Annotated in this window: 17 protein-coding genes; 11 read left to right on the top strand and 6 right to left on the bottom strand. The window is 62.7% G+C overall.

Going from position 1 to position 18,036, the window contains the following annotated elements; translation table 11 throughout:
• The first annotated feature begins 17 nt into the window (after positions 1-17).
• On the top strand, positions 18-2,534 hold the full coding sequence (locus IM733_RS03775; RefSeq protein ID WP_248919604.1) for a hypothetical protein: 2,517 nt from the start codon (positions 18-20) through the stop codon (positions 2,532-2,534).
• Between the two features lie 52 nt (positions 2,535-2,586).
• Positions 2,587-2,712: a hypothetical protein gene (locus tag IM733_RS25520; RefSeq protein ID WP_283107515.1), complete on the top strand. Its 126-nt coding sequence runs from the start codon at positions 2,587-2,589 to the stop codon at positions 2,710-2,712.
• Here IM733_RS25520 and IM733_RS03770 read toward each other — a convergent pair.
• Positions 2,702-3,454, bottom strand: coding sequence for an anti-sigma factor family protein (locus IM733_RS03770; protein WP_248919603.1), 753 nt, complete (start codon positions 3,452-3,454; stop codon positions 2,702-2,704). The two genes, IM733_RS25520 and IM733_RS03770, sit on opposite strands and share 11 nt — an antisense overlap.
• Positions 3,451-3,969, bottom strand: a complete 519-nt coding sequence (locus IM733_RS03765; protein WP_248919602.1) for a sigma-70 family RNA polymerase sigma factor — start codon at positions 3,967-3,969, stop codon at positions 3,451-3,453. The genes IM733_RS03770 and IM733_RS03765 overlap by 4 nt, the downstream gene beginning before the upstream one ends.
• 133 nt (positions 3,970-4,102) lie before the next feature.
• On the opposite strand from IM733_RS03765, the gene IM733_RS03760 reads away from it, so the two are divergent.
• The 5 genes from IM733_RS03760 (at position 4,103) to IM733_RS03740 (ending at position 7,912) form a co-directional block, all read left to right on the top strand.
• A complete protein-coding gene (locus tag IM733_RS03760) occupies positions 4,103-5,149 on the top strand; it encodes a catalase family peroxidase (protein ID WP_248919601.1) in 1,047 nt (348 codons plus the stop codon).
• The gene (locus tag IM733_RS03755) at positions 5,146-5,679 is read left to right on the top strand and encodes a cytochrome b (RefSeq protein WP_248919600.1); all 534 of its coding nucleotides are present in this window, start codon (positions 5,146-5,148) and stop codon (positions 5,677-5,679) included. The genes IM733_RS03760 and IM733_RS03755 overlap by 4 nt, the downstream gene beginning before the upstream one ends.
• Before the next feature lie 89 nt (positions 5,680-5,768).
• The gene (locus IM733_RS03750) at positions 5,769-6,974 is read left to right on the top strand and encodes an MFS transporter (RefSeq protein ID WP_248919599.1); all 1,206 of its coding nucleotides are present in this window, start codon (positions 5,769-5,771) and stop codon (positions 6,972-6,974) included.
• Between the two features lie 79 nt (positions 6,975-7,053).
• A complete protein-coding gene (locus IM733_RS03745; RefSeq protein ID WP_011533300.1) occupies positions 7,054-7,599 on the top strand; it encodes a cupin domain-containing protein in 546 nt (181 codons plus the stop codon).
• 7 nt (positions 7,600-7,606) lie between these two features.
• Positions 7,607-7,912, top strand: coding sequence for a DUF7693 family protein (locus IM733_RS03740; protein ID WP_248919598.1), 306 nt, complete (start codon positions 7,607-7,609; stop codon positions 7,910-7,912).
• Between the two features lie 98 nt (positions 7,913-8,010).
• Here the strand turns inward: IM733_RS03740 and IM733_RS03735 are convergent, their stop codons facing one another.
• The gene (locus IM733_RS03735; RefSeq protein WP_248919597.1) at positions 8,011-8,613 is read right to left on the bottom strand and encodes a 2-hydroxychromene-2-carboxylate isomerase; all 603 of its coding nucleotides are present in this window, start codon (positions 8,611-8,613) and stop codon (positions 8,011-8,013) included.
• 26 nt (positions 8,614-8,639) lie between these two features.
• On the bottom strand, positions 8,640-9,371 hold the full coding sequence (locus IM733_RS03730; protein ID WP_248919596.1) for an SDR family oxidoreductase: 732 nt from the start codon (positions 9,369-9,371) through the stop codon (positions 8,640-8,642).
• Between the two features lie 88 nt (positions 9,372-9,459).
• Here IM733_RS03730 and IM733_RS03725 point away from each other — a divergent pair, with 88 nt between their 5' ends.
• Both IM733_RS03725 and IM733_RS03720 read left to right on the top strand, forming a co-directional pair.
• A complete protein-coding gene (locus tag IM733_RS03725) occupies positions 9,460-10,023 on the top strand; it encodes a TetR/AcrR family transcriptional regulator (protein ID WP_248919595.1) in 564 nt (187 codons plus the stop codon).
• Positions 10,010-10,603: an eCIS core domain-containing protein gene (locus tag IM733_RS03720; RefSeq protein WP_248919594.1), complete on the top strand. Its 594-nt coding sequence runs from the start codon at positions 10,010-10,012 to the stop codon at positions 10,601-10,603. Before IM733_RS03725 ends, IM733_RS03720 begins: the two co-directional genes overlap by 14 nt.
• Before the next feature lie 2 nt (positions 10,604-10,605).
• Here the strand turns inward: IM733_RS03720 and IM733_RS03715 are convergent, their stop codons facing one another.
• Positions 10,606-11,307, bottom strand: a complete 702-nt coding sequence (locus tag IM733_RS03715; protein WP_248919593.1) for an NUDIX hydrolase — start codon at positions 11,305-11,307, stop codon at positions 10,606-10,608.
• 142 nt (positions 11,308-11,449) lie between these two features.
• Between IM733_RS03715 and IM733_RS03710 the strand changes: the two genes are divergently transcribed.
• Together IM733_RS03710 and pncB are read left to right on the top strand one after the other, a co-directional pair.
• Positions 11,450-12,100, top strand: coding sequence for a nicotinamidase (locus IM733_RS03710; RefSeq protein ID WP_248919592.1), 651 nt, complete (start codon positions 11,450-11,452; stop codon positions 12,098-12,100).
• On the top strand, positions 12,097-13,296 hold the full coding sequence (gene pncB, locus IM733_RS03705; protein ID WP_248919591.1) for a nicotinate phosphoribosyltransferase: 1,200 nt from the start codon (positions 12,097-12,099) through the stop codon (positions 13,294-13,296). The genes IM733_RS03710 and pncB overlap by 4 nt, the downstream gene beginning before the upstream one ends.
• A gap of 257 nt (positions 13,297-13,553) precedes the next feature.
• Here pncB and IM733_RS03700 read toward each other — a convergent pair whose 3' ends face one another.
• Positions 13,554-18,035, bottom strand: a complete 4,482-nt coding sequence (locus tag IM733_RS03700; RefSeq protein ID WP_248919590.1) for an RHS repeat-associated core domain-containing protein — start codon at positions 18,033-18,035, stop codon at positions 13,554-13,556.
• Between the last annotated feature and the right edge of the window lies 1 nt (position 18,036).

Below are 18,036 nucleotides of genomic sequence, written 5' to 3'. Positions count from 1 at the left end.
TTTTGACTGGGACGACAGTGAGCACGATCAAAACCAAAGGAAGGTCACTCGACGATTTCGGGCAACTGACGGTAGCGGAACAGAAGCTTCTCGATCATTGCAGGGATGGTCAGCAACTAGTGCTGAACCTGAATCGGCCCAGAGTCCCTCACCCCATCCAGACCATACGCGCAGGTTTTCTGAGGTTCCTGATTCTGGGCGGTGGCCAAGATATCGCTGTACATGAACGAGGTATCCGATTGCGGGGTGCCTACGTTCAAGGCTCGCTGGATCTACAGAACGCTACCACCTGCGCACCTTTCGACCTCTCTCACTGCACATTCGATCAACCGCTCGTCTTTAGCGATACCACCCTCCGCGGCCCGATAAATCTGGACGAATGCCGAATGCCTTCGATGGTTGCCCCTCGCAGCCTCATTCACGGTAGCCTCAACCTTTCGAGAACGATCATCGACGATGACAATGCGACAGGGCTTTCAGCCCCTGGGGCAAAAATTACTGGCGATGTGAGCTTCGACAACATCCAGGTTACAGGCAGCTTGGATCTTGGAGGGGTCGAGATCAGGGGCGGGCTCGCATGTGTCGCAAGTTTGCTTCACGGAGGGGAAAAGCATGCCCTGAATCTGACAAATGCCGTAATCGAGTCTGATATCAGCCTTGTCAATTCCAGGTTGGAGGGTGGCCACAGATGCATCGTCTGTCTCAATGCAACGATAGGCGGTGACTTCTCGCTGGACGGTGCCACACTTACCAGTCATAGCGGCCCGGCACTCGATTTTTTTGGCTCTCATGTAAAACAGAATTTCTCAATGCTGCACAACGCCACGGCGAACGGCCAGGTCCACCTTGCCAATGCCCAGGTTGACGGGATGTTCGCCCTTGCGGGCTCCTTTGACGGCCAGGGTGAACCTGCAGTGGAAGCCTATGGTGCAACCCTCCGGCAAGGAGTGTTTCTGATCAGGAGCTTCAGCGCTAAAGGCCCCGTCGTTTTCAACAAGGCCCAGATAAATGATCGAGCCGTTCTGGCTGGACGGTTCGAGGCCGCTGGGGAGGCCATCTGCTTCGACGGAGCCTACATCGACGGCAACCTGGACTTATCGAATGCCGACATCACCGGGGAAGTCCGACTGATAACGACTCGAATCAGTCAACAATTGATTTGTCGGGGCACCCGAATCCTCGCGGCCAATGGTCAGGCTCTATCCGCCGATGCCGCCGTAGTCGGCAGGGATGTAAGGCTTAGCGACGGGTTCAGTGCTCAGGGAACTGTCCGGCTGCTGTGTACACGACTCGAGGGCGACCTGATTTGCCATGACGCCCGTTTTGAGTCGCCCGATAACGGACGTTCACTTACGCTCAGCCAGTCGACGATCCTCGGCAAGGTTGTCCTGAAGATCAAAGCGGATAGCTGTGTAGTTTTCAACGACGCTACCATTGAAGGTGAACTTCGTTGCGCTGGCTCCGAGTTCACCGTCCAAGGGCCTCTGTCACTCAGTCTTGAGGGTGCTCGAATCAAGGGCACTCTGGATCTGCAAAAGCTTGAAGTGCCTCTACGCAACGCCTCCCTGGCCAACGCACATGTGGCACGCCTGCACGACGACTTAACGAGCTGGGGAAAGCGGATCGTCCTCAACGGTTTCAAGTACGACACTCTGGCAGTCAACCAGTCATTTAGCACACAGCATCGGCTTGATTGGTTACGCTCACAGGTTGCAGGCCTCAGTGCACAGCGCAGCACTGATAAACCTCGGCGCCCCACCAGGTTTCAGCACCTCAAATTCCTGCTAGCCAAATGCACTGAGCGAAAGAAAGTGGACAATCAGTCGACTCCCGAAAATTTCCGTCCTCAACCCTGGTGGCACCTTAAGAACGTGCTGGAGGATATGGCGCACTTCTCAGAGGCACGTGAAATCGGGATCGCACTGGAAAACGAAAAACGCAAGCTGGGTATGGTAGGCCAGGCTGATCCTGCTTCGAAACGTAGGCGCAGAGATTCCGTCAGTCGCACCCTGACTCGTTTTCTGCACTGGACCTATGGCTTCTTCACTGGCTATGGCTACCGCCCGATCAGGCTTCTGTATTGGTTTGTCGGAACGTGGATCGTATGCGGGGCCATCTATTGGTATGCCGCACTCTTGGGTATCTTCGCACCGAGCGACCCTCTGATATTCCAGAACCCCGCCTACCAAGCCTGCCAACCCGACGGTCTCGAGACGTGGAATTTGCGCAACCCTGACGTATCCGTCGCAGGGAAAGGCAACTGGTACCTGTGCGAAAAACTACCCGCGGAATACTCAGGGTTCAGCCCCCTTGCCTATTCATTGGATATCCTTATGCCCTTTGTCGACCTCAAGCAAGAGTCTGATTGGGCGCCTCGCGTACCCACACCCAACGAAGATTGGATGGTAGAGTACCTCTCGCACTCCGTCGAACACGGCGTGCGCCTGCTGATCTGGGTGCAAACTCTATTCGGTTGGGCCATCGGCCTGCTGGTTGTGGCGATCGTCTCGGGGCTTGCTCGCAAAACCGAGTAGTTTCCGTCGAGCGTCCCCCGCTTCAGCGCCGGGGCCACACCGCTCTGCAACGGTGTCCAGCAACCACGCCTTCCGCCCACTGCGGGATGTCGCCGCGCCCTTGCCGCTTTATCTGGCCTGGCGCGCCGGCGACGGCTCGCTGGCCCGCCAGCGCTTGCTCGAACTGCTTACAGGCTGACGCCCAGCGCCTGGCGCACCTGCTCGCCCCGGGCGTCATCGACGGCGCTGACCAACGCAAAGTTGTAGTCACCATGGGACCAGTAGCGCGCCTCGAGCTGCCCCTCGGTGCGCTGGCCCGTGGGCATGCGCTCGAAGTGCTCGCCGGGCGAGCGCAGGAACAGGCTGATGCGTTGCCCGTCGCGGTCCTGGAATACCAACAACGCCGCCGGCCCCGCCTCGTTGCTGAGCAGACGCGCCCCGACCGGCTTGAAGCCATACCCAGCCAGGTCCGGCAGTTGGCCGACACGGTTGAAATGGCGGCCCAGCCAGGCTTGCAATTGAACCGGATCGCTGGCCTGGATATCCAGCGCGGTGGCGTCGACGAACATCCGGTGGGCTTGGACCGCGTCGGCCATCGGCAGGCTACCCGCCATCAGCGTCACCTCCCGCGCCTGCCAACCGCCCAGCCCGCCCAGGCCGACGGCGATCAGCAGGACCGCCGCCGAGGCCAACTGCCGTCGCCGACGCTGACGCAGACGCTGGCGCAACGGGCCCAGGTCGAGGGCCGGATCGCTGGGGCGCTCGCCAAAACCGGCCAATGCCGCGCGCAGGCGCCGGGCATCCTCGCGCCAGGCTTCGAGGCGTGCCGCCTCCTGGGGGTTGGCCGCCAGCCAGGCCCGCACCTCGACCCGTCGCTGCGGGTCCAGGCGCTCGTCGACGTAGGCGTGCAGCTCGTGCTCGGTGGGGATCAGGGGGGTCATTTGAGTCTCCGCAAGGCCGGGGGCGTAGGCTCGCCCTCGGTCAGTTCACGCAGGGCGGCCCGGGCCCGCGACAGGCGCGACATCACCGTGCCGATGGGGATGCCGAGCGCTTCGGCGGCCTCCTTGTAGCTCAGGCCTTCGACGCTGACCAGCAACAGCAATGCACGTTGCTCGGCCGACAGCCTGGCGAAGGCCTGCAGGTCGGCCTGGGCCAGCACGATGCTTTCGGTATCCGCCCCCAGCGGCTCGGCCGCCTGGCCACGGCCGAACCAGGCCAGCCAGCGGGCATGCAGGCGCTCGCGACGCTTACCGTCGAGAAACAATCGATAGAGGATGGTGAACAGCCAGGGGCGCAGCCTGTCCACTCCCCGCTGTTGGCTCCCGCGGCTCAAGGCGCGCTCGACCGTGGCCTGGACCAGGTCGTCGGCGCTGCCGGGCTCGCGGGTCAGCCACAGGGCGAAGCGGCGCAGGCGTTGCAACAGCTCGCGCCACTGTTGGTCGTCCAGTTCGTGCATGGTCAGTTTCCGGGCCCTGCGGGGCAGTCAGTGTAAGAGGCAGACGGCGCAACACGAAATCTATTCCCGCCCCGGAATAAATCTTCAGGCCCGGCGTCGTACCGGCTCATTCCCCAGCAGCGAACCCTCCAACATGCAGACTCCCGTCAACGGCCCCACAAAGGCCCTGCGCCTGGCCGCCATCGGCGCCACCCTGGCAGCGCTCGGTGCGGGCTTTGCCTATGCGGCCGGCTGGATCGGCGCACCCAGGCTTACCCCCCAGCGCATCATCGACACCTTCGAGGCCCAGGCCGGCCACCATCCAGGCTATCGAAAGAACCACGCCAAGGGCCTGTGCGTCAGTGGCTATTTCCAAAGCAGCGGCCAGGCCGCACAGCTTTCTACCGCGAGGGTCTTCAGCCAGCAGAGGGTGCCTGTGATCGGGCGCTTCGCCATTGGCGGCGCCAACCCGTTCGCGCCCGACACCGCCGTGCCGGTGCGCAGCCTGGCGATCCAGCTGGCCAGCGACGATGGGCAGGTCTGGCGCACCGGCATGAACAACCCACCAGTGCTGGCGGTGAGCACACCCGAAGGCTTCTATGAACAGGTGCTGGCCGCCACACCAGACCCGGCCACCGGCAAGCCCGACCCCGCCAGGTTGCAGGCATTCTTCGCCGCCCACCCGGAAAGCGCAGCGTTCCGCCAGTGGGCGGCCGGCTACCGGGCAAGCGACAGTTTCGCCAGCACCGCCTACAACAGCATCAACGCGTTTCGCCTGATCGACGCCAAGGGCCAGCCCCATCCGGTACGCTGGTCGCTGCAACCCGAGACGCCCTTCACCGCCCTGCCCGGCCAGGTCGACGACAAGCAGTTCCTCCAGCACGACCTGCAACAACGCCTGGCTCAGGGCCCATTGCGCTGGACGCTGCGCCTGACCCTGGCCGAGCCTGGCGACCCAGTGGACGACCCGGCCCGTCAATGGCCCATTGAACGCCGCGGCATCGACGCCGGCACCTTGGTCCTGGAGCACGTCGATGGCCCGGAACAAGGCGCCTGCCGTGACCTCAACTTCGACCCGCTGATCCTGCCCCGAGGGATCGAACCCTCCAACGACCCGATCCTTGCCGCTCGCTCGGCCGCCTACTCGGTATCGTTCAACCGCCGCAGCCACGAAGCGCTGAGCGAAGGAGCCCACCCATGACCCCCGTTGCCTTTCATCCCCTGGCCCGTCTGTTGCACTGGCTGATGGCCGCACTGATCCTGGCCATGCTGTTCATTGGCGCGGCCATGGTCGGCGACCTGTCGCCCCGGCATCCCTTGCTGGTCGAGCTGCACAAGGCTACCGGCCTGGCCTTGCTGGCATTGGTGCTGCTGCGTATCGCCTTGCGCCTGGCCCTGCCCCATCCACCACTGCCCCGCGATCTGCCCGCTACCCAGCGCCTGGCCGCCGGGGCTTCGCACCTGCTGCTGTACACCCTGATGCTCGCCATGCCGCTGCTGGGCTGGGCGATGCTATCGGCAGGTGGCTACCCGCGCCCCCTGCAGCTACCCGCCATCGCGCCCCACGACCTGCGGCTGTATGCCGTGCTGCGCCAGGCCCATGGCTGGGCCGGTTACCTGCTGTTCGCCACCCTACTGCTGCACCTGGGGGCGGCGCTGATGCATGCACTGGTGCATCGCGACGGCGTGTTGCGTAGCATGTGGCCAGGCCCATTGCGCCGAAGCGAATGAACACCGGCATGCCCTCGGGGTCGACACATGTAAATAATTATTACTAGTATCGGCATCTTATTTTGCCGAACTGCCCCCTGGACTGCCCGATGACCGTCGCAAAGGATCCTGCTTCACTTACCCCCGCCAGCACCCTCGACCTGCGCCCGCTGATGCTGGCCAACATGGCCTGCACCATGTCGATGATGGCCTTCGTCGCCCTGATCGGCCCCATCGCCCGCCTGCTGGGCATGGCCACCTGGCAGGCCGGTGCGGCGGTGACCGTGGCCGGCGTGGTCTGGGTGATCCTGGCGCGCCCCTGGGGGCGCCTGGCCGACCGCTATGGCCGGCGCCGGGTACTGCTGCTGGGCAGCGGCGGCTTCACCCTGGCCTACTGGGTGCTGTGCCTGTTCATCGACGGTGCGCTGCGCTGGCTACCGGGCGCGACCCTGGCGTTCTTCGGCCTGATGCTGGCCCGCGGCCTGATCGGCGCCTTCTATGCCGCGTTGCCGGTTGGCGGCAACGCGCTGATCGCCGACCATGTCCAGCCCCAGCACCGGGCGCGGGCAATGGCCTCGCTGGGCGCGGCCAACGCCGTCGGCCTGGTGGTGGGCCCGGCACTGGCCGCGCTGCTCTCGCGCTACAGCCTGAGCCTGCCGTTCTATGCGATGTCGCTGTTGCCGGCCACGGCGTTCGTGGTGCTGCTGTTCAAGCTCAAGCCCCAGCCACTGGCCCAGGCCCATGCGCCCAATCCGGTGCGGCTGTCCGACCCACGCCTGCGCCGCCCGCTGCTGGTGGCCTTCAGCGCCATGCTCAGCATCACCGTGTCGCAGATCGCCGTCGGATTCTTCGCCCTCGATCGCCTGCAACTGGAGGCCGGGGATGCCGCCCAGGCCGCCGGCATTGCCTTGACCTGCGTGGGTGTGGCCCTGATGGTGGCCCAGGTGTTCCTGCGACGGCTCGAATGGCCGCCGGCGAAGATGATCCGCATCGGTGCCAGCGTTTCCGGGCTGGGCTTCGCCGCCGCCGCGTTGGCTACTCACGCACCGTGGCTGTGGAGCGCGTTCTTCGTCGCCGCATTCGGCATGGGCTTCGTCTTCCCGGCGTTCTCCGCGCTGGCGGCCAATGCCATGCAGGCCGGCGAACAAGGCGCCACCGCCGGCTCCATTGGCGCCGCCCAGGGCATGGGCGCGGTGATCGGGCCGCTGGCCGGCACCCTGGTCTATGCCCTCGATGCGCGGCTGCCGTTCCTGGCCGTGGGCCTGCTGCTGCTGGTAGTCGGGCTGTGGCCCGCGCCAGCCGACCAGCGCCACTGACACGCACAGCGCGCAAGCCTGCAGAGTGTGTTTTAATGCGACGCCCATTATTTTTGACACCTCTACAAACAAGGCGGCTATGGACACGGGGACACGACTCAAGCTGGTGCGTGAACGCAACAACCTCTCCCAACGGGAGCTGGCCCGCCGCAGCGGCCTGACCAATTCGACGATCTCGCAGATCGAGCAGAACCGTGTCAGCCCCTCGGTCAGTTCCCTGAAAAAGCTGCTCGAGGGCATCCCGATGTCCCTGGCGGAGTTCTTCAGTTTCGACGAACCGGTGCGCGAGGAGCGCTTCGTGTTCCGTGGCGGCGAGCAGCCGGACCTGGGCCGTAACGGCCTGCGCATGCTGCTGGTCGGCGCCAGTGTCGAAGGCCGACAGATGCGCATGCTGCGCGAGCTGTATGCGCCAGGCGCCGACTCCGGCGAGCCGATCGTGCATTCCGAAGGCGAGGAATGCGGCCTGGTCACCCGCGGCACCATGGAGCTGTGGGTCGACGGCCAGGTCAGCGTGCTCAACGCTGGCGATGGCTACTACATCCCCACCACGCTGCCGCACAGCTTCAAGAACATCGGCCCGGACGAAGCAGAAATCATCAGCGCCAACACCCCGGCGAACTTCTGATAGCGCAATGCCCATCGTCAGCAGCCGGGAAGCCTGGCAATGCCTGCGTGATGCCGCCCTTGGCAGCATGGTGCTGGAGGTTGTTGCCCGCCTGCCCGATGGGCAGGTCGAAGTGCGCATCGACAGCTGGTCATTGACCCTGCTGCAGGACGGCGAAGGCCTGGCCTGCTGCAGCGGGTGCCAGAGCCCCGACGGCCGCCAGGCTGATCTCCAACACTGGCACCGCTACGGCACCAACCCAGTCGACCACCTGAGCATCTGGGAGCGCGGCCGCATCGAGCAACTGTTGGCGGCTAAGCCCACTCTCGATTGATTTGGCTCGCCCTGTTTTTGTAGGAGCGGCTTCAGCCGCGATCACCCGCGCAGCGGGTGCATGGCACCGCGTTGCCTGCATCGCGGCTGAAGCCGCTCCTACAAAGCCCTCCGCAACAACGCCTCCTCGACGAAATCCAGCCGGTCCTGGCCAAAGAACATCTGTTCACCGACAAAGCAGGTCGGCGCCCCGAATACGCCCCGGTTCACAGCCTTCTCTGTCGCCTGCTTGAGCGCCTCCTTGACCTCAGGCTGGCCAGCCAGTGCCAAGAAGGCCTCAGCATCGAACCCAGCCTGTGCCAGGGTGTCAGCCAGCACGACCGGATCCGACAGGTTGCGCCTGTGCACCCACAACCCCTCGAACAACGCTTTCAGTAACGCCTCGAACCGCATCGGCGCCTGCACTTGTGTGCCGATCACCCCCCGCATCAGGGTCAGCGTATTCACCGGGAACCCCGGTGGCAGCCCGAACGGCACACCGTAACGGTCGGCGAAACGCTGGAGGTCGGTGAACATGTAGCGCCCTTTGGCCGGCACCATCACCGGCGAGGCATTGCCGGTGGCCTGGAACACGCCCCCCAGCAACATCGGCCGATACACCAGCTGCGCATCCTGGCGGGCACAGAGGGCGGGCAACTGGGTCCAGCCCAGGTAGGTGGCCGGGCTGCCCAGGTCAAAATAGAACTCGACGGTCTTGCTCATGCGGCGATCCTTGTGTGAGTGAGGGGTTACCAGCGTTCCATCCAGGGGCGCAGGTCCAGCTCGAAGGTCCAGGCGTCCCGCGGCTGAGTGTGCAGGAACCAGTAGCTGTCGGCGATATGCGCCGGGGCGAGGATGCCGTCCTGCTCCTTGAGGGCGTAGCGTTCAGGGAAGGTGTCACGGATGAAGGCGGTGTCGATGGCGCCATCGACCACCACATGGGCGACATGGACGTTCCGCGGCCCCAGCTCCCGGGCCATGCTCTGGGCCAGGGCGCGCAAGGCGTGCTTGGCCCCGGCGAAGGCGGCGAAACCGGCGGCGCCACGGGTGCCGGCGGTGGCGCCGGTGAAGAGGATGGTGCCGCGCTCGCGGGTCACCATGCGCCGGGCTACCGCCTGGGCGGTGAGGAAACCGGCGAAACACGCCATTTCCCAGATCTTGAAGTACTTGCGTGGCGTCTCTTCAAGGACGCTACAAGGCACATTGGCGCCGATATTGAAGACAAACGCCTCGATCGGGCCGATATCGCGCTCGATGGTCTCGACCAGCTCGGCCACCTCCTCTTCCTTGCGCGCATCAGAGCCGAAACCATGGGCCTGCCCGCCCGCCGCGCGGATCTCGTCCACCAGCGGCTGCAGCTTCTCGGCCTGGCGCCGGGTGACGCAGGCGATGTAGCCCTCACGGGCGAAGCGCTTGGCGATCTCGCCCCCAGTGGCATCGCCCGCCCCGATCACCAGCACGACTTTTTGTTGTTCTGCCATGGACCTCTCCATTGGTGAATGATCGTTTAGTAAACGAACGCTATGCTACGATCAGCCGAACGTCAAGCCAGCGCCAAGAGGTTTCCGGATGCGCTACTCCCTCGAACACAAACAACAGACCCGCGAGAAACTGCTGGCCAGCAGTGGCGCGCTGGCCAAGCGCGGCGGTTTCGCCAGCACCGGGGTGGCCGGGCTGATGAAGGCCATCGGCCTGACCGGTGGTGCGTTCTACAACCACTTCCCGTCCAAGGATGACCTGTTCACCGAAGTGGTTCGCCGAGAACTTTCAAACAGCCCACTGGGGCGACAGGCCAGTCGCGGTACCGATCATGGGCGCCTGAAACGTTGCCTCGACCAGTACCTGAGCCTCGCCCACCTGCACAATGCCGAAGGCGGCTGCCCGCTGCCGCCCCTGGGCGTGGAGATCGCCCGTGCCGAACGGCCGGTGCGTGAAGAAGCCGAGCATTGGCTGGTGGCGCTGCACGATGCCTGGAGCAGCACCCTGCAAGACCCGCAACTGGCCTGGGCCTTGATCAGTCAGTGCGTCGGCGCGCTGGTGGTCGGGCGGATGCTGGCCAGTGAAGACGTCCAGGAGCAGGTGCTGCGCTCCAGCCGCACACTGGTCGACAAGGTGCTCGATGAAGAGTGCTAGTGCCCTGCTCGGCTTGTTGCTGGCCCTGCCGGCTTTCGCCCAGAACAGCTGCCCCGTCGGGCAATACCAGGTGTGCCTGGTGGTGTGCTTCTGCGCGCCGATCGACCCCGGCCAGGGCGGCCAGGTGTTGCAGGATGTCGAGCGCGTGGCCGCCGCCAGCCTGGCCTTCGCCCTGCGCCAGGCACGGGATGAAGCCACGGCCAACGGCACCCAGCCCATCCCCTTGCACATTCGCGCCCAGCTCGAACCCTGGTACGACTTTGCCGTGCTCGACGCCGCCCGCTACCGGGTCGGCGACGAGCAGCAGATCAGCGCGGCCAATGCACTGCTGCAGAACCCCGATGTGAACGCGGTGACCCTGATCGATACGGTCATCTTCCGCCGCCCGGGCGACGCCGAGGACAACGTGGCGCTGTGGGCCCATGAGCTCAAGCATGTGCAGCAGTATCAGGAACTGGGGGTCGAGACCTTCGCCCAGCGCTACACCCACAATTCGCAGGAGTTGGAGGGGCCGGCCTACAAGATCGAGGCCGAAGTGGCGAAGGCCCTGCGTGCACACGGCACGGGCGGCCCCCGCTGACTTCAGCCCGCCGCCAGCAGGCTACGGTCGAACACGAAGGCCCCTGCCCCTTGCGGTGTATGCCGGTACAGCTGCTGCGGGCGCCCCAGCCTGGGCTGGTGCTTCTCGCCGGTGTCCTCCACCCAGCCTGCGGCCTTCATGCGCTCCAGGCGCTTGCGCAGCGAAGTATTGTTGATCGACTGGCCCAGGCATGCCTGCACCGCTGCCAGGGCATCAAGCACGGTGAAGCACTGCGCGACAAGGTACAGCGGCAGGCTGGTGTACACCGATTTGCTTGCCAGGCGCTCGCAGGCCCGCTCGACCAGCAGGCGGTGATCGAACGGCAGCAACACTTTGCGCGTCAACAGGCTGTCCAGGTCGAAGAACGCCAGCGCCCCCTCCTCCACCGCCACGGTCGGTTCGAGCAACGCGAGGTAATAGGTGCTCAGCGACCAGCCCCGCGGGTCACGGAAGGCATTGCCCTCGGTCCCCACCTGTTCCAGGTGGCGCGGCACCACCCGCGCTTTTTCGGCCAAGGCCCGTTCGGCGGCGGCGTCGAGGCTGTTGTCCGGCGTGCGCCCGTTGACGATCACCCCCGGCAAGGCCCACTGCCCGGCATGGGGCTCGCGCTCACGCTGATGGAGCAGTACCTGCAGGCGCTGGGTGTGCGGTGACAGGCGCAGCGCGACGATATCCACGCTGGCCAGGACTTCTGCTGTGCTCACGGTAAGGCTCCCGTCCAAGATCGCCATATATTCCACCAGAGAAAATAAATCAATCAAGTGCCAATCAATCGTTATTTGCCACTTGACACACTTAATACACCAGGTGAATTATATCGACATTCCAGCCGAGGAGACCCCTCCGATGAAAATCGCCAGTTTCGATGTCGACGCGCAGAACGGCTTCACCGCCAACGCCCCGCAGGAACTGCCGGTGCCTGGCGGCGAGCAGATCGCGCCCGCGCTCAACCTGATGGCCCGCCGCGCCACCTTGCGCCTGGGCAGCAAGGACGCCCACCCGGCCAACGCCGCCTGGGTCGTGGCCGAGCCCGGTCAGATGCTGCAACCCCTGGCGCTGGCCAATGCCGACCTGACCTGGGTAAGCCACTGCGTACCCGGCACCCCAGGCTTCGAGCTGCTGCCCGGCCTGCCCGCGCCGATCGACTACGACTATTTCGTCTGGAAAGGCGTCGAGCCCGACCTGCACCCCTACGGCGCCTGCTACCACGACCTGGCCGAGCGCCGCTCCACCGGCGTGATCGAATACCTCAAGGTGCAACAGGTGCAGGCGATCATCGTCGGCGGCCTGGCCCTGGACTACTGCGTGCGCACCACCGCCCTGCAACTACGCCGGGCCGGCTTCGAGGTGCTGCTGTACCTCCCGGCCTGTCGTGCCCTGAGCGCCAAAGGCGCCAACGACGCCTGCGACGCGATGAGCGCCGCCGGCATCCACCTCTGCGCCGACGAAGCCGCACTCGACGCCCGACTCACCCTGCTGCAGGAAGCACGCCCATGACCGACAGCGTATTTGGCCCACGGATCGTCCAGAACCTGCTGGACACCGACTTCTACAAGATCACCATGATGCAGGCGGTGCTGCACAACTACCCCAACGCCGAGGTGGAGTGGGAGTTCCGTTGCCGCAACGACGAGGACCTGGCGCCCTACCTCGCCGAGATCCGCTACCAGGTCGAGCAACTGGCCGATGTCTCGGTGACCCTCGACCAGCTGGCGTACCTGGAGAAGATCCCGTTCATCAAGCCGGACTTCATCCGTTTTCTCAGCCTGTTCCGTTTCAACCTGCGCTATGTCCAGGTCGGCCTCGACGACGCTGGGCAACTGGCGATCCGCATACGCGGGCCTTGGTTGCACGTGATCCTGTTCGAGATCCCGCTGCTGGCGATCATCTCCGAGGTGCGCAACCGCTACCGCTATCGCGACGTGGTGATCGAGCAGGTGGGCGAGCGCCTGTGCCAGAAGCTCGACTGGCTCAAGGCCGAAGCCAGCACGGATGAACTGGCCGGCCTGCAACTGGCCGACTTCGGCACCCGCCGGCGCTTCTCCTACCGGGTGCAGGAAGAGGTGGTGCATATCCTCAAGCGCGACTTCCCAGGGCGTTTCGTCGGCACCAGCAACGTGCACCTGGCCCGCGAGTACCAGCTCAAGCCCATCGGCACCATGGCCCACGAATGGTTCATGGCCCACCAGCAGCTTGGCCCACGGTTGGTCGACAGCCAGGCCGCCGCGCTGGAATGCTGGGTGCGTGAGTATCGGGGGCAGTTGGGTATCGCCCTGACTGACTGCATTGGCATGGATGCCTTCATGCGCGATTTCGACCTGTACTTCGCCAAGCTGTTCGACGGCTTGCGCCATGACTCGGGCGAACCGCTGGCCTGGGCCGAGAAGGCCATCGCCCACTATGAACGGCTGGGGATCGACCCGAAGGGCAAGACGTTGATCTTCTCCGATGGGTTGGATTTCCAGAAGATGCTTGAGCTGTACCGGGCGTTGAATGGCAGGATCCATGTCAGCTTCGGCATCGGTACCAACCTCACCTGCGACATTCCTGGGGTGAAGCCGATGAACATGGTGATCAAGATGACTGCCTGCAACGGCGCGCCTGTGGCGAAGATTTCCGATAGCCCTGGGAAGACCCAATGCCGGGATGAGAACTTCGTGGCGTATCTGCGGCATGTGTTTCAGGCTGGTTGATACGAGCCCGGAAGGCGCATCCACTCTGCAGAGATGGCTGGACTCTCGAAGACCTGCTGCTCAAAACGCTGGGGCTCTTTGATATCAAGCACCATGACTCTCTGCGACTGAACACCTAGCAACGGTCACCCGCTGCCGCCCTGAAAGATTCAGCGCGGCAGCGGGGATCACGGAGCAACGTTGAATCTCTTTCGGTACAGAGCCTAACTTGGCTTGGGCGGCTGGCAGAGTCGCTTATAGTTAGGCGCATCAAAGACTTATTTTACATAATGAGCGGGCAGCATTTTAGGGAATGGCTTAAAATACTTAGGGTCGTAGGTAAGTGACGCAAAGGTGGGAACACCATCCTTCATAGGGTTTGTCTTGTAGATGGTCAGCGTTTCATTTTCAAACAAGGTACTAAACTTTTTGATGTTTCTATCAATTCCGGGCGCTTCAAATATTTGCCATATTCTTGTGGACTCGAAATTCAGTTTTACTTCATTTTCGAAGGCTTTGACCGGAAGCCCTGTCAGTGTCGAGAATCTTTGCGCAAAGGAATAAGCACCACCTTCGCCTGCATGACAAACGATTAGCCTGATACTGTGAAACGTCTTGTTAGGCTCGCCAACCATACCTGTCACGGCGGCATACAATTGCTCAGGCCCCCAAGGCACATTATTCACATTTATCACTGTTTTAGAAGAGATAGTGCTGACGTTGTCTGCGCCGTGCGCTACCACATTAAGTCTACGCCCTCCCTTGTAAGCATCTCGATAAAAGTAGATCCCCTCATTAAAGGGCATGACTTCATGCATTTCCCCCCCCATGGTCACAGTTCGGCTATGAGTAATAACTTGATAGCCAATGGGCCTAACCGGTTTGCTGAAGGCGTGTTCCATCGTTCTTGCATCTATCCATTTACCGTACGCGTCCTTCCAATAACGAAGGCCCCGCAACCGTTGCAACGATTTACCCAGGCCCTTCAGCATGGACGGTAACGTCGCAACCATCCCAACCATCCCCGTCGCCATCGATGCCCATCCCAGTTTTTCCGCCAGCTCCGGATTGTCCTGTTCCACCGCCAACTTCGTCACCTCAAGCGCTAGCGAAGCCAGCGTGGTCACCACCACGATTCCCCCAATCAACACAGACAAGCCGCCAACCATGCCCGGAAGGCTCGTCAGCCCCATTACAATGTGTCCCGCCCCTTCCAGGCGGGAGGACAACCTTGGATTACTCTGGCGCTGGGCCATGCCTGCGGCCGTGATGGAAGCCCCCACCATGATCCCGGTGCAGAGCGCCATGCCGATCCCGGCCATGACCGGGCCTGCCGTCCCGAACGTGGCGATAGTCGCCGCGATGGCGACAACCGTAAAGATTGCCAAGGTCAGCCATTGCCACCAAGGAACGGCTTCATGCACCGGTGGCTGGCTCTCTGTAATTACCCTGTCAAGCCGCGCCAGACTTTCAGATTGGTCACGCCGGCTCAGCATGATGTGCCCGCTAGGATCATGCCAGTTCACAGGGTCCCCACCCGCGCAATAGGCCCGGTCATTGAGCCCACCCGCGCCGAACGGGCTCCAGCTGTCTCGCTGATAGAACGCCCGGTGTCGCGGATCATAGACACGGTAACCGTTGCCCAGATGGGAGCACCCGGTTGATGGGTCCAGCCGCTGCCCGTCACGGCCCAGGCCACTCTGCATCGTCTGAATGCTGGCCAATGGCGCTTCACCCCATGGCGTGAACGCCAATGACCGGTGCTGCCAGGCACCATTGGCATCCACCCAATACTCGTCGCCACCCGCTTGTTGCGGATCGCCCAGCACGAACAACTGTGTCTCTGCTGTTCCCTGACGGTTTTTGACCACCACGCCAGCGTACTCGTCCAGGGTCAGAGCACGAACAACCTTGCCATCTTTGTCCAGCCAGGTTTCACCGCAGAGCCCATCACCCGTGTAGGCAAGGACCCGACGCTGGTTACCCGTTGCGACCCATTGGCTGATCAAACAGTCATGTTCGTCGTACTCGTAATAGGTTGAAGGCCCAGCCTGGCCATGTTCGGTGACTGAACGCAACCTTCCGGTATCCGAATAGGCGAGGGTTTGCTTTCGTTCGTTAAGCGTCAGTTGCCCCCGACCATCGTAGGTGTACGTCAATGTCTGAACGTTACCCGGCTGCCCTCCGCTGGGCGTCAACTGGGTGCTTTGCTGGCTGCGGCGCGTGGGATGATCGCTGTCATAGGCATAGGTCACCAGCACCACATCGCCATTTCCACGTGTGGTGCGGCACTCTGTAAGGTTGCCCAGCACATCGTACTTATACCGTTGTTCCTTGAGTGGATGACCTTCAGCATCCTTGATCTCATTGCCGGAGGTGGCCTCAACCGTCCATTTTTGCAGTTCATCACGCGTGCCGCTCACACTGGTGTAGTAAACAAATGTCTCGGTACGCGTCGGCGAGGATTGGCCATCGCGGAACAAGGTCTTGCTCAACAACTGGCCCATTGACGACCACGTCTGCACATACCGTGCTTTGGTCTGATCATCGAGCCGGTACTGTCTTTCAACCTCATTACCCAACTTGTCGTAGGTGTAGGACACGGCCATGTTTCGGCCACTCTTCAGATCACGTACGGTCATCCGCTCGCATTGGCCCAGAGCTGTGTATTCGTACCAGTATTCAAGCGAACCCCGGACAACGCGGTCACATTGCCCCTGCGGCCCCTTCCAGGCCTGACTTGTCACGCCATTGGCATGTTTCGTCCGCTGAAGTTTGCCACGCAATGAGACCAAGGCTTCCTGCCGCTGCCGCTGGGCATGCACAGTACGGTTGAAGTGCCAGCTTCCCAGCAACAGCGGGGCCAGGGCTTCACTGGTCACTGTGCTCTGCTGGGTGCCCTGCGCCGGCCGCTCGGACTTGAGGGACTGAGTCAGTCTGCTGTATTCGAATGACGCCAGCAGCGTAGCGGTACTCTCGTCCTTACCCTCTATATACCACTCGACCCTGTTGTCGGTTTCTTTGCTGTAGCGTTTTTTGCCGTCTGGCCCGGTGACGCTTCCGGCTTGCTCACTGTAAACCAAGCCATTTTTTCCGCCGATGACCAAGCCCGTCACTCTGTCGCCCTGGTTTCCGCCGCCTGCCAGCGTCTGGCTGCCGAGCACCTGGTTCGCCTTGCCTTTGGCCTTGATGCTGACGCTGATCGGTACCGAACTCATTCCCTGGTAACGCCAGGTAATCACCGACTCGTCGGGCTGAGTACGCGAGAGTGGGCGATCCAGGTCATCCCAGGTCGTGGTCCACTCCCGCGACTTGACCGTTTCATCCTCCATTGGCACATGCTGCTTGAGCAGCACATTGCGCCCACGGGCATCGATTTTCTCCTCGGTTCTCAGCGCCTTGGCCTCATCGTTGCTGTCAGGCCCGCTCCAGATCGCAGACGACAACGTCACGGCCCCTGCGGCATGGTTCACCTGTTGCTGACGGCGGGTGTACTGGATGCCGCCATTCAATAACGCAAGCGCCGACTGGTGGGTGAGTGTCTGCTCAGACTGTGCGTTCTTCTCGACGACAGGATCGGCGTAGGCCTGCCAGAAGTGGTGGCGCAGTTGCGCGGGCACCTCGATTGCCCTGTCATCGTGAATGCACAGGCCGCCGGGCAAGAAATCGTAGCGCTTGACCTGTTCAGGGGCCTCACCCCACCCCCAGGTGCTTTCTTCCAGCAAAACGAACTCGCTTGTGTCACTCGCTTCACGTTGCATTTCGCGTCTGACTGCCCGTTGTGCGCCATCGTACAATGTGCGCTGCTTGCGGCCGTCCAGGCAGAGGCTCGTCAGCCAGGTACCTGAACCCGTTTCTGAACGGGAACAGAGTTGCTCCTCGATACTCACGAGGCCCTCGACGTCCCCTGAATCGAACGCATCGGCATCGTACGGGTACGTCACACTGCGCGTTCCGCGGCCACGTGTATCGTATTCATGGCAGGTAAAACGCACAGGCGTCCCCTGGCCGTCCTGATGCGACTCGCGCAGCAATCGACCGCTGAACGCCGACTGGACCTGCTGGCTGAGAACGGCGTCGCCGCCGGTGACCAGGGGGGCGGTGGTGACGAGCTTCCACGTATTGGGCTGGTTTCCACGGTAAGTGGTTTCAGTGACCTTCTGGGTACTGCGAGCGGTGTCGTCCTTGTACCAGGTCGTCGCTGTCCGGGTGATGCTTCGCAATGCCCCTTCCCGCGCATTGGCCTGACTCTGAATCAGCGTCACCTTGATGCCATTCCAGGACTCGGCGAGCGATACCGCCCAGTCCTTTGCCTCAGGCTCAATACTGGCGACCGTTACACCTTCCAGCACCAGCACGGTGTCTGGCATCAACCGGCCCTGTGAATCCCGGGTGGCCTGCGCATAACCACAAAGCGTCAGGGTTGCCGCCGAAGTGGCCGTGCCGTCGAACGCCAGGTACTCCAGGCGGGCCATCAACGGTGGTTGACGGGGGTCAATGATCTTCGGGCACTCCAAGGCAGCTGCGTCCGCCAGCAGGGTTTGATCAGCCAGCTTGAGCCCGCTGATCAACGGGCTGATCACGGGCAACTGATTTTTGCGATTGCCACTCGAGGTGTCCGCCCCCGTGTAGTACCGCATGCACGTTCTCTGCCCATCGCTGGTAGCGGTCGAGGTCGGTAGCGCGCGTTGGTCATAAACCGCCGAGGTGCTTTCGAGCAGCGGGGTATTCGATGACTGGGCTTTGGCATTGTCGGTCATG

This window comes from Pseudomonas entomophila, assembly GCF_023277925.1.
Lineage (GTDB): Bacteria > Pseudomonadota > Gammaproteobacteria > Pseudomonadales > Pseudomonadaceae > Aquipseudomonas > Aquipseudomonas entomophila_D.
The sequence above is the reverse complement of the archived record's forward strand: the minus strand, read 5'-3'. Positions and strand labels throughout refer to the sequence as shown.

Excerpts from the sequence above, each read along its gene's own strand:
- IM733_RS03770 (WP_248919603.1), bottom strand. The coding sequence starts at position 3,454 with ATGACCCCCCTGATCCCCACCGAGCACGAGCTGCACGCCTACGTCGAC.
- IM733_RS03765 (WP_248919602.1), bottom strand. The coding sequence starts at position 3,969 with ATGCACGAACTGGACGACCAACAGTGGCGCGAGCTGTTGCAACGCCTG.
- IM733_RS03760 (WP_248919601.1), top strand. The coding sequence starts at position 4,103 with ATGCAGACTCCCGTCAACGGCCCCACAAAGGCCCTGCGCCTGGCCGCC.
- IM733_RS03755 (WP_248919600.1), top strand. The coding sequence starts at position 5,146 with ATGACCCCCGTTGCCTTTCATCCCCTGGCCCGTCTGTTGCACTGGCTG.
- IM733_RS03750 (WP_248919599.1), top strand. The coding sequence starts at position 5,769 with ATGACCGTCGCAAAGGATCCTGCTTCACTTACCCCCGCCAGCACCCTC.
- IM733_RS03745 (WP_011533300.1), top strand. The coding sequence starts at position 7,054 with ATGGACACGGGGACACGACTCAAGCTGGTGCGTGAACGCAACAACCTC.
- IM733_RS03740 (WP_248919598.1), top strand. The coding sequence starts at position 7,607 with ATGCCCATCGTCAGCAGCCGGGAAGCCTGGCAATGCCTGCGTGATGCC.
- IM733_RS03735 (WP_248919597.1), bottom strand. The coding sequence starts at position 8,613 with ATGAGCAAGACCGTCGAGTTCTATTTTGACCTGGGCAGCCCGGCCACC.
- IM733_RS03730 (WP_248919596.1), bottom strand. The coding sequence starts at position 9,371 with ATGGCAGAACAACAAAAAGTCGTGCTGGTGATCGGGGCGGGCGATGCC.
- IM733_RS03725 (WP_248919595.1), top strand. The coding sequence starts at position 9,460 with ATGCGCTACTCCCTCGAACACAAACAACAGACCCGCGAGAAACTGCTG.
- IM733_RS03720 (WP_248919594.1), top strand. The coding sequence starts at position 10,010 with ATGAAGAGTGCTAGTGCCCTGCTCGGCTTGTTGCTGGCCCTGCCGGCT.
- IM733_RS03710 (WP_248919592.1), top strand. The coding sequence starts at position 11,450 with ATGAAAATCGCCAGTTTCGATGTCGACGCGCAGAACGGCTTCACCGCC.
- pncB (WP_248919591.1), top strand. The coding sequence starts at position 12,097 with ATGACCGACAGCGTATTTGGCCCACGGATCGTCCAGAACCTGCTGGAC.
- IM733_RS03700 (WP_248919590.1), bottom strand. The coding sequence starts at position 18,035 with ATGACCGACAATGCCAAAGCCCAGTCATCGAATACCCCGCTGCTCGAA.